Raw genomic sequence first — 11,925 nt, 5'->3', positions numbered from 1 at the left:
ATCTCGGCGCAAATCATTGAGTAAGAAAGTTTTAGGCCTTAATTAAGCGCCATTCAGGGCTGACCCCAATCCCTACTCGTTGACCGTCATTCCGTACAGGCCGCTGAAACTCTGCCGCATGTCAGCCGCCTCGGTCGCCACATAAACCTTTAAGGCTCCCGTGAAATTCAGCATCCGGTCACCTCCCGGAGCCATTGACCCACTACCAGCCACGCCTCATCATCCCGGATGCGAATCCGAGCACCTCCCGGCAATTCAACTTCAATTGGGGCGGCCCCGCCCAAGGCCATCTTTACCTCGGTGAACTTCATCGGGGGCTTTTCCGGCCGGATGGATCGAGACCGCTTCACTTTAACCCTCGGATTCAACCAATGGCTGAATGTCGAGAGCGACACGCCCTCTCGTCGACAAAAAGCAGTCATTCCCAGACCGCTCGACTTGTACCCGGCCATCAATTCCTGCCGTTGCTCCGCTGTCCGCAGAACCCGGCCCCGCCCATCCTGTTGCGCTGTAGTGTTATTCATGCCCCTGCTATATCACGCAGGTATCAGGCTGGGAATGAGGTCAATCCTCGGACGCTTACCGTCCATTAACAACCCAGCCTCAAGCTCTCCTTGCATTTTTGAATTTGTGTCCATCTTCTGCTTTCCTTCCTCAATTAGGCTAAAAGCAGAAGGTGTGCTGTTAATATTGGTCGATCCAAGCGTGCGTTTTACTTTGGTAGGGCGAGGCGTCCCTGCCGAGCCGGGCCTCTAATGAGAGCCCCTTCATACGCGCGGCTCATCGGGACGATTCGCCCTACATAATCAAGCCTGCCAATGTCATAAATCCGAACTGTTACGTTCAGTAGGCCTGATCTGCCTGAATCCCTTTTTGCTGGCGCTGGCGGCGATTTTGGTCAAATTTCCCGCTATTTTCCATTTGGATGGTGGCGTTAAACCCGTTCAGGTTCCCTTGATAGTCAATTTGCTGCTTTTCACCAGCCTGACCACGATCCTGCGCAGGTTCGGTGACCAAAGCACCAAGCCATTGCTCTCCACGGAAGAAGGCATAACGCGAGGTGCCTTCACGGGCGATCACAGTAGCCTTGCCGCGTAGATTATCAGCGGTAAAGATACCGCGCAGGTCGGTCTCTCCACTGCGAAACTTGCTGTCAGCACTCCCAATAGCTTTGACGTGAACCTCGGGACGATAGCCCCCCTTGACGGCATCGAGTACATTGGCACGGATGCGGCCACTGGCAGTCTCTTCCTGAATCTCAATCTTGAGCGGGGTGATCAGTACCATCCCACTCGCGAAAAGATCGTCCCCGCGGCAGATAATGAGATAGGCCGCCTCGTCTTTAAGTGCGAGTTCAATTTTGCGCTCTTTCTCGGCATAGTCCCGCCCCTCGCCCAGAAGAATGGTCGCTTCAACCTCGGGCTTAATCCCTGCGAGTTGGACACTCGTGATCTTGCTGAGATTTTTCTGCTGGAGATAAAGTTTCATAAGATCAACGCGATAAACCTGAAGAAATGCATTTTTGATGTTGCGGTACTTGAGTGTGAGTGCAACCTTTTCGCCGGGCTTGACGATCGTAACCTCATCCATGGCAATACGCTTCTCCTCGAAATAAGCGATGGCCTCCGCCGCATCAGGATAGATGGTCTTCACTTTGCCGTACCATTCAATGGCCACAGCAGGCTTGCCTTCTGCATGGCAGATCTGTCCGAGAATGTAGCGGGCGAAGTCGCGATCCTTGCTGTCACCCTCGGCCACAATTTTGGCGGCGGCCAGCGCATCACTATATTTGCCCTGCCAGAAAAGTCCTAGAGCGGTCATATACTGGAGGCTTGGAGCAAGTTTGCTGTCGGTGTAACGCTGGGCAAACTCCTGGCTGAGCCGGACGACCAACGGGTAGTTCTTGAGATCAAGCATGGCATTGGCCAGACTGAAACCTGCCTGATCGCAAAGCGGATCCTTCGGATACAACGTAAGGAATGAACCCAGCAGTTCAGCCGTGCGCTTGAGCATGGCGATCTTCTCGGGTTGAACGCCATCTTCCTTGGGTAGTTCATGGGCCAAGGGGGCCTTCCGATAGAGGAACTGGGAGATGGCAAAATAGGAGGAAACAACCTCGGCGGTATCAGGGTATTCGCGCCATATTCGTTCCTGGAAAGCAATGGAACCAAGAAAACGACCTTCGTCCTCGAGAATCGCGCTGATGGAAGAGTCATTGGCAAAACTGGCGCCAATGGCAGCACGATATACCAGCCAGGAGCGCTCGAACTCTCCAATGTCCTTGTAGGCACGGCCGACGGTGAGAATACGGTCAAAAGGAATCTCCAGTTTCGGGTACCGTTCACGAAGACCTTCGAAGAGTTCAACAATCTTCCGTGCGTCATAGAACTTCGGTGTCGTGTAACACCACAGAAGCATGCGGGCAAGTTCGGCCTCGTTGTACTGACGATTGCTCTTAAAGAGCGCGGCAAGATGCTCGAGTGCGTGGCTGTAGTCCCCATCGTCAAAGTAGCACTTGCCGAGAGCGTAGCGTTCAGCATCATTCATCTGATAGGGATCCGTCGATTTTTCACCGACAGCAAGCACAGTTAACTCGGGGGTCGGCCCGACCGTCATGAACGCAGGGTTGCCAACTTCGCGAATCACAGGCGGCAGAATGCGGAACTTACCGGACACATAGCCGGTGAGCTGATAAGAGACCATGGGAATATACTGACTGAAATAAACATGGATGACCGAGTCATCTACCTCAAACTGAGGCGATCCGTAGTCGCCAATCAGGGTCCCCTCCACCAGGCGCGCCCCCGCGGGCAAGGGAATATCCATCACAAACTGGCGGTTTTGGAAATACCAATTGTTATTTCGAACGAGTTGAACAACGACGGGCTGGCCGTTCTCAAGACTCTTCACCGGCGAACTGCTTGCTGCGCCAATGGCGCGTCCGCGATACTCCAACGGAGCATGGAGATGGCGGAATTCCGAAATCGTCGGAATGATATTCAGATCCGTCGGCTTGGTATCGGGCGAAAACCCAAAGAGCGTAACGGCGTAACTATACTTACCCCGCCCTTTCATCTTGAATTCAACGAGGTTCTTCTCGGCCTTGACCACGCCGGCGGGTACTTGAAACAGCTTCAATCCCTGTGAGCCATTCGCCTTGACTGAGCCGACTTCACGACCGTTGGCAACGATGGTAATTTCCATGTCAGTCGCCTGCTCCAGCCCCTTGCCAAAATAGGTGGCAAGCGCGGCAACAGCAGGACCACGGGCACGGGCCGTAGGAAAGCCGAAACAGCCATGCGACTTGATCAGGTACTGCGCGGCGGAGTCCGCAACCTTGGAATCGGGTTTGGTCTGAGCCAGCACGGCCAGAACCAGTGCGGTGGTCTCATCCGTATCGTTCAACCACATCAGGCGGCAACCCGATTCCCAACAGAGGGGAATTGGTTCCTGACCAGGAGTAATCTTAGCCTTTCCTTCCAGAATGGCGGCCAGTTCAGTGGCAATCTCCTGACGGCCGAGATTGAAAAAGGCCTGGGCCAGATAGGCAAGCGTGGCATTGCCAAGACCATTACGATCACGGTAGAGGCGGTTACAGTTCGCAAAGTCCGCACGTTTGTCTGTAGAGAGCGCATGGAGGAGCACCGCCTTAGTGTCATTATCGTTGGCGTCACAGCTCTGGAACTGCTGCTGAAGACGGTTGGCCGCTCTAATGAGAACCCCGTCGTTCACCGCAATGCCGGCATCGCGGGCGGCAACCAACGCCCAGAAGGCGCGGGCGGTAACAAGTGAACCCAGTCCCCGCGCATCGACCCAACTCCCATTACTTTCCTGACTGGCCACCAGACTGGCAGCAAGGGTACGAGCATGTTCTGCGAGCTGACGGCGATAGGGTTCCTCCACCCGCCCCTGATTGGCATAGGCCAGAGCAGAGGCAACGGCAAGCAGTTCATTGGCTGGATGTTCACCCCATACTGGCGGACAGATGCGGGCAAGCGCATCGCACGGACCAAACCAGTAACGCCGCAGCGCCATGTCCAGCACGGTGGTGCGGATATCCGGACCAACCGAAACGGTCATCCAGGTTGAACTGTAGGCGCGGCTGCCCGGAAGCCCAACAACAGCGCCAATATCTGAAACGGCAGTACCACCGGCATGCGCTGCATATTCAAGGCCCCACGGCTTGACAGGAATTGCTTGCGCCAATGCATCACGATTGGATCCGGACTCAGCCACCAGTTCGAACTCAAGTTCCAGCACAGAGGCGGGAACCGTAATGGCATCAAAGGTGACTTCCGCGCCACCGTTAGCCTTGATCTCAACACTCTTCTCCCGGCTGGCAAGAAGTTTAGACTTATCCTTGGCATCGCGGATATTCAAGACAAGCTTAACTAAACCGGCATTGGTGGTGAGATTGTGAATACGGCCAACCGCACGGAGTTCGTCGCCTTCACGGAGAAATGCCGGAGCCTTCAACTCAACAAAGAAGTCCTTGCGGGTAAGGGTCTGCGCGGTGGCTTCGCCGACAAGCGTTTCAACTGAACACCCGCGGGCAGTAAGCCGCCATTCCGTGGTGGTCTCCGGCATCTTAACCGTGGCAACAACCTTGCCGTCAGGTCCGGTGATGACGGAGGGCAACCAGCGCCCCTCACCACGGACTTCATGACGGGTTTCATCCCGTGCTTCACGACCAAGTCCCCTGACGCTCCCACCAAAAAACGATAAGGCCCCTTTCCTTCCACCGGCAGCGCGGGAGGAGTAGAGGCCTTTCATTTTCACAGGACTCTTCGCCAATCCATTCAGGATCGGCTCGTCGCTTACCATTTCTAAACTTACTACCTCCGATTTTGATTTTTCTTCACCATCCAGTGCATCCAGCCTGTCAACGCTAGCAGGTGCAGCCACAGCGTATGCGAAACTATCCCCGACCTCCTTGTTAGCGGCCTTCCTCATCATTCGCTCGCTCAGGTCACGGACAACGCGAGACTCCTCCTCGCGCAACTCCTTGGCGATTTCACGGACAGTCCCATCGTGGTGGAACCCGCAGGAGGCACCGGTCCGGAACTCGGCATGGCGCCGGGCGGAGGCCTGAAAAAATTCAAGGATCTTGGCAGTACGGTCGGGACAGACGGCATAGAGCGCCTCGTTCACAAGAGCCAGACTAAATTCGGCCTCGACCGGCTTGCCCGCCTGATCGGTAACGGCAATCTCCACCCTGCCCGTTTCGCCGGGAAGCCAGACAGACTGGATCGGCTTGACGCTGACCTTCAGCTCACGCTCGACGGTAAATTCCTTGGTGGCCGTACGGAGTTCGCGGCCATCAATCACAGCGGCGGCAAGCCGGAAGTTCGGAAAGAGGTCGTGCCCGACCTTCACCGGAATGTCATTGTACTCCTTCTTCAGTTCAAGAATCTGGTAGTTGAGTAGGGTCTCTCCCTCGTAGGTGAGTAGCGCCAATCCCCGATCGAGACGCGAGTGGAGCCGCACCACTGCCTCCCTGCCGACTTGAAGGGTGGCGGAGTCGGTAAAGAATCGTAGTTTAATAGCATCCTCGACGCCGGAAACCTGCACCGTGCACTCGCTGGTGACGGTCTGGCCGAAGCGGTCAACACCGGTGACACGAATGCGATAATCGCCCCCATTCATAAGCTTTAGCAAGAGGTTCGCTTTGCCGGCGACAGCATCAGTCGCGACCTTTTTCTCCTCAATAGTTGTCTCAGATGAGGGCAGCGTACGGATGCCACCCAGCCAGGGAATGCTGGCGATAACAGGGGATGGCTTGGGTTGTTCCAGCCGGAGCACGGCGACCGTCAGGTCACTCGCGATCGGCTTCCCATCGGCCCCGGCGGTGGTCAGTCCGAGGTCGAAAGGTTCGCCAGCGAGCACCAACGGCTGGCTGGGTGTGGCTATAATGGAGAAACCAAGCCGGGCGAGTGTGAGGGTTTCAGCGACCGCTACGTTTTCACCTTCAAGCGAGGCGAAGAAGGCCATCGTGGAGCCGGGGCTCAGCGAAGTGGTGTCGAAAGTAAACTTGAAATTGCCTTCGGCGTCGGTTGTGGCGGTATGAGAGCGGCCATCGGGCAAGTTATAACGCAAGGTGCGGCCCACCACCGGCTCACCCCAATAGAATTGCGCCTTCACTGTACACTCGACGTTCTCCCCGCGAAAATAGACTCGGCGAGGGAACTCCATCGCCAGCCTGATCTTCTCCAACTTGAATTGGCGAACCTCAAAACTTCCGGAAAAATTGAGGGGCTCCTGCCCCTTCCGCTCCTGACGTGCGGCAATGGTGTACATGCCCACAGGCGCCGCAGCGGGCAACGCAAGTACCGCATCGAAAGTGCCGAACTTGCTCAACTTGACGATTTGTTCGGAGAGCATGCGCCCTTGAGGATCCGTGAAACTTACCGTGAACTCGGCATTCTCCGGCACAGCATAACTGGCCTTGCGAATTTCGCGCAGGATACCACGCAGCGAGACGGTTTCCCCCGGCAAGTAGGCCGGGCGGTCAGTATAGAGGAATCCTTTAGGCATGAGGCCAGAGGTGAGACCGAGCCCGGCCAAATCAAGATTGTAAGCGGCGGCATGGTTGCCACGGATTGCAAACACGCGAACAGTGCCGATCTCTTTCAGCTTGTCCGCCGCGCCTTTGAATACCCCGTCAGCACCGGTCTTACCAGTGAATGGAACGGTGATGCCGTCGCTGACCAGCACTTCAACATCGGCGGCGGGCTTACCGGTGAGCATATCCTGAGCAAAGGCCAGAATCTCACGGCGGCTGGACTTGACCACGACCTCAATATCGGAACGCAATACCAGGACGGTGGACTCCTGTTCGTCATCACCCACCGTGACGGCGCATGCGCCAGCCGTGGCGGCTTCAAATGGGATCTCTATCTCCTGCTCGAGAGGTTTGTATTTGGCAAACTCCGCGACTTTAACTTCCCACGTTTTGTCGGGCTGGATCAGCGAAAGGTCCAAAGCTTCGATTCCAGTGATGCCATGCATCTTCCGGAAGTACGCCTGAAGATCGAGTTTATAAAGCCGGACCGTAACCTTTTCGAGGTTCCGGGACTTCAGGCGGAGGAAAGGTTTTTCATTGGTTCGGAAGACACGCTCTGAGGAGAGGCTCATGGTTTTCCGCGTCATATCCGAAATACGCTGGTTTGCCGGATCATAACCGAATTCGGATACCAACCTGCGATAAAGCGCCAGTGCCTTCTCAAAGTCACCCAGTTTTTCCTCCATGATGACGGCACTGCGGAACAGCGCCTGATTCGCCTCTACACTACCCGGATATTTTTCCGCCAGCCGCGACCAGGTGTCTATTGCCTGCCGGTATTCACTCTTGATGTCAGACTGTACCACTGCATTGGTAGCCATTTCACCGGCCTTGGCATCATGAATAGCACCGAAGATATAGAGAATCTGGCGGGCTCGGGACTCATCAAGAGGATGATCACGGAGGAATGTCTCAAGGGATGTCTCGGCCAGCTCCGTCTTCTTATCGGCCAGCAGATCCATGCCGGTCTGGAACTCGGCATTGACGATGGCACTTTGGCTTTCCGACCACTGCGATCCGTTGGGGTATTCCTTGATGTATGACTGCCAGATCGCAATTGCATCGCCATACTTCTTTTGTGCGAACAGCGTCTGACCGATGCGGAAAAGGGCGCGCATCCTGAGGGTGGAAAGGTAGGTGGCGGGTGCGGCGTGGATTTCCTCCTCAATTTTCGTTGCCTCCTCACCCCCTGGCAACTGGAAGCCCTTACTCGCAATGAAGTCATGGCAGGCAGCAATCGCGGCGTCACTGCGCCCGGCGGCGGCATGGGCCTCGATCATCATCCAAGCCGCGCGGATGGCACGGGTGCCAACGGGGTTTGCGGCAAGGAAGTCCCGGCAAGTCTTGATCGCAGACTCAAGGTCGCCGCCAGTGAGCATAAAGGAAGTGCCATCCCCGGGACGTACGGTAAAGAATGACTGAACCTGAAGCCACTGGATATCAGCCTTGAGTTTGAGCCTCGCTTCAGCGGAAGCAGAGAGTAACTTGAGGAGATCTTCAAGTTCCAATCGCGCCTGTTGAGGGTTGCCTCCTTGAATAAGTGCATCAGCGAGAAAATATCGGGCGGAGAGCACCTTCTGCCCATTCGGCAGCGGGTTCTGCATTACTTGGCGAGTGGAGCCTGCACCGGCAAAACCTGTCCAGGCAGAATCGAATTCTGACAGATATCCCTGAAAATCCGCAACAGCCTGACCGGCATTACCAGCCTGTTGGATTGCCCGGGCTTTCTTGAACATCACCTCATCACGGAGATCGCGCCCGATCTCCATGGTCAGAGCCTTCTGGTAGAGGCCATAGGCTTTATTGAAGTCCGGGGGTGAAGCACCGGGGTCATTGACCGCGGGTTTGACTGTGAGTTTGTCGGCGAACTGGATAATAACGCCGGCCAACTCTTGTTTACGCTGCGGGGAAAGGATTCGATTCGCTTCGGCCTCATAGATCCCGGCGGCGTCTTTGAAGCGCCTTTGCTCGACCAATGACTGCGCCTTGAGATAGAGCGCTTTATAATACCAGTCAGACTTTTGATCCTGCGCCAGCAAGAGCTCCGCCGTCGCAGTGGACTCTGAAAATTTACCGGCGTGGAAGAGAGCCAATGCCTTCAGATAAGTTGCTTCGTGGAGTCCTGCGTCTTTCGCGGCAATCAATGCATCCGCCGTGATGATGGCCTGAGAGAACTGCTTGGCTCGCATCTCAGCCTGCAACTGGCCTAATGTTGCCGCATCGGCTCCTGAAGAAGATGACGGCAGCAACGTCAGTCCCAGTAGAAAGACTCCCAGAAACAGCCCCACCCGTCGCGAATGCACAAAACCGCCCGAAACCGTTGATGTCTTCATGGCCTGTCCTTTCTGCGATTCACCCACCTGACGTGTGTGATGCAATAGTGTCGTAGTCAGCACAGGTAAGTTATCTATTCGACTGACTCTGAAGTCAAGTTGATAGGAAGGGACTCATTGAGAACGGCAATGGTACCCGACGGTAACGCGGCTCACGCAAGGTTCGCCCTCCAAAAGAAAGAATTAGAAGTGAAAAACAATTCTGCTGGAGGGCGAACCTCGCGTGAGCCGCGTGGGCAGAACGTCCCATGTAAGGCGTGATCAAAAGAATAAATAAAAGCCGTTCACAAAATGAACAATACCTACGGCTCCCACGGCCAGGCCAGTTACCCATAAGGGTTTCTTCTTGAGAAGGGCGGCAATGGAGGAGAGCAGAATCGCGATTTGCAAAAAGATCACGGCCATTCCGAATGCGCCAGAGTGCTTACTGCAAAGGTCACGAAAATCCTCCAGATCCCGCGCCTTTTTTTCTATTTCAGATTTCTCGATTTCGTACTTTTGAACCTTCGACTTATAGGAAGTTATGCGATCCGTGTAATCTTTCTGAAGTTCAGGGGATAAAGACGCGGCATTGGCCTTAAGGTCAAGCTGGAGCTTATCACCCTGCAAATCGTAAATGTACCCCTTGATACTCTTTGCCTGATAATAAGCCCACTGATCAGACGCCTTAGTCTGACTCATGACTGATTTAGTGGAGTGTCCCCCACCCTTAAAGGTGGCCATAGTGGCACACACCGCTAAAATCACCGTTGTTAACGCCAGCCAATTCAGCCATGGTTCTTTTTTATCATCAGCCATAAGACATCCCTCGAAAAATAATCAGGTATCAGAATTTCGGGAAATCACATTTTCGAATAAACCGGACCACCGCCACCCTCGGGTGGAGTCCATTGGATATTCTGCATGGGATCTTTGATCTGGCAGGTCTTACAGTGCAGACAATTGGAGAAATCAATATGAATCCCTTGCTGGTCATCCTTGAGCACATACACTTGTGCAGGACAGAACAGCGTGCAGGGTGCCCCAAATTTCTTAATACAAACTTTGCACTTTTCGGCATCAGGAATTTTCAGATGTGAGGGCTGATTTTCCTCATGGTGCGTCTTGGACAAGAACAAATCCGAGAGCCGATCCATTTGAAGATTCGCTTCATCGGCACCAACTTTGGGTGGCAGGGCGCAGGGCTTCACATCTGCCTTTGCCTTCATGACTTCCCAATCCGGCTCCAAAGCCATCAGCCCGGGCGGCAACAAACCGCCGCTAAATACACTCATACCGACCGCCACCATACCCGGAAGAGAACCGTAGGTAAAGGCCGCACGCACGTTCTTGATCTTCTCCAATTCCTTCCAGGGAGCCGAATCCTTAAGATTTTCCGGGTATTTCTGCATGGCAGCCATGGAGAAATCTTTGCTCTTCCAGCCTTCGAACAAGGCATCGCCTGCGGCAATTCCCGATTGCACCGCCAAATGAACACCCTTCAAGCGTAGGGAATTGCACAACCCCGCCGCATCTCCAACAATCAGGGCTCCATTGGCAACCAATGTCGGAATGGAGTTTAACCCTCCTTCAGGAAGAACTTTGGCGCCGTATTCCAGAACCTTGCCCCCCGCAATATAGGGTAGAACTGACGGATGGTGTTTGAACAACCGGAACATGTCATGGGGACTGGTTGTGGGATTCTTGTAATCCAATGCGGTGACCATTCCAATGGCGACCAGAGTATCGCTCAGACAATAAATGAAACCGCCGCCATATGTTTTGGAATCCAGAGGATATCCGAATGAGTGCATAATCGTACCGGCACGCCCCTTGCACTCAGGCGTTTCAATCAATTCTTTGACGCCCACCGCAAAAGTCTGGGGATTGGCACCTCGCATGCCCTCATCCGTCAGCAACTTCTCGGTCAGAAACCCGCAAGCGCCTTCCCCCAGAACAACCATCGTGGCCATCAGGTCAGGGCCAAGCTCAAAGTTCGCGCGTTGTTCGCCATTTTTATCCAGCCCTTTGTCACCCATGCGGACACCGACAATACGTCCATTCTCGCGCAACAATTCAACAGCAGAAAAGCCTGAGTAGATTTCCGCCCCGGCCTTTTCGCACAAGCTTGCCAGATGGCGGGTTAAGGCGGAAAGCGAAACGATCGGAAAACCTTCCGCATGCATGGTCGGAGGGATCCATGGCACCTTGGTCGAACCGGTGGCCGTTAAATGATGAAAGCTTTCTTTCGTAACTGTGGCGAACTGCGGCAGTCCGGCAAAATCCTCATATTCCAGCAAATCAGCCAGAGAGGACGTATCCACGACGGCACCTGACAGGTTCTGAGCCCCAACTGACGGTGCTTTATCAATAATTAAAATGCTAGGGGCTTGCATGGATCCATCGGGTTCACGCTTCACACGCTTGAGCAATTGCAACACGGTAGAAAGCGTTGCCACTCCACAACCCACACCAATAATATCAAACGACATTGAATCACGAGTCGACATATCAGAAACACTCCTTCATTAAGCACAAACACATACCATCACAACCACTTCAATGTGGGAAAGCAAGTAGCTGCACCGTTTTGGTAGATAAATATATATACCCCGCAACTGTCAAATTGTATTGCTCGTGAAATGTTTCACGATCAATAGCCATTCAATGCACCTTCGGCTTATCGATTTCCTCATTCACATCCTCGTCGGCCAAATGGAACTTATGCATGACTCGGTGAAAAATCGGAGCCAGGACGATCCCCATGATAGAGAGAAACATCAGGCCGCTGAAGATCGCATAAAGCCCGGCAAAGATTTTGGCGGAAGTGGTCGACATTTGATCTACAGGGCCCATCCCGCCCAAGATCATCGCCGCGTTCTCAAATGAGTCAACCCAGCCGAGTCCGGCCAGGATGTGGTAACCGACCATGCCGATCACAAGGGCTATCCCCGCCAGGCACTGTGAAATTGCAAAACAAGCGGCCATCCGCTTGATAAAGGTAGGCAATGATGCCAATGGTTGCCGATGATGTTCGTACATGTCCGCACT

At 54.2% G+C, this 11,925-nt stretch carries 5 protein-coding genes; all 5 read right to left on the bottom strand.

What is annotated here, in order from left to right; all coding sequences use genetic code 11:
• Positions 1–167: 167 nt before the first annotated feature.
• Entirely contained in the window at positions 168–524 is a 357-nt protein-coding gene (locus WCI03_05320) for a hypothetical protein (protein MEI8139273.1), read from the bottom strand.
• 319 nt (positions 525–843) lie between these two features.
• Positions 844–8,958: a tetratricopeptide repeat protein gene (locus WCI03_05315; GenBank protein ID MEI8139272.1), complete on the bottom strand. Its 8,115-nt coding sequence runs from the start codon at positions 8,956–8,958 to the stop codon at positions 844–846.
• 198 nt (positions 8,959–9,156) lie between these two features.
• On the bottom strand, positions 9,157–9,693 hold the full coding sequence (locus WCI03_05310) for a DUF4337 domain-containing protein (protein MEI8139271.1): 537 nt from the start codon (positions 9,691–9,693) through the stop codon (positions 9,157–9,159).
• A 44-nt stretch (positions 9,694–9,737) separates the two neighbouring features.
• Positions 9,738–11,384: an electron transfer flavoprotein-ubiquinone oxidoreductase gene (locus WCI03_05305; GenBank protein ID MEI8139270.1), complete on the bottom strand. Its 1,647-nt coding sequence runs from the start codon at positions 11,382–11,384 to the stop codon at positions 9,738–9,740.
• A 154-nt stretch (positions 11,385–11,538) separates the two neighbouring features.
• Positions 11,539–11,916 carry a hypothetical protein gene (locus WCI03_05300; GenBank protein MEI8139269.1) on the bottom strand — a complete coding sequence of 126 codons (378 nt, stop codon included), beginning with the start codon at positions 11,914–11,916 and terminating at the stop codon, positions 11,539–11,541.
• Between the last annotated feature and the right edge of the window lie 9 nt (positions 11,917–11,925).

This window comes from bacterium, from assembly GCA_037143175.1.
In the GTDB taxonomy this organism is placed as follows: domain Bacteria; phylum Verrucomicrobiota; class Kiritimatiellia; order CAIKKV01; family CAITUY01; genus JAABPW01.
This window is presented reverse-complemented; position numbering and strand designations above follow the sequence as displayed.

Bases quoted from the DNA above. Each gene is read 5' to 3' on its own strand.
- WCI03_05305 (MEI8139270.1), bottom strand. From the start codon at position 11,384: ATGTCGACTCGTGATTCAATGTCGTTTGATATTATTGGTGTGGGTTGT.
- WCI03_05320 (MEI8139273.1), bottom strand. From the start codon at position 524: ATGAATAACACTACAGCGCAACAGGATGGGCGGGGCCGGGTTCTGCGG.
- WCI03_05310 (MEI8139271.1), bottom strand. From the start codon at position 9,693: ATGGCTGATGATAAAAAAGAACCATGGCTGAATTGGCTGGCGTTAACA.
- WCI03_05300 (MEI8139269.1), bottom strand. From the start codon at position 11,916: ATGTACGAACATCATCGGCAACCATTGGCATCATTGCCTACCTTTATC.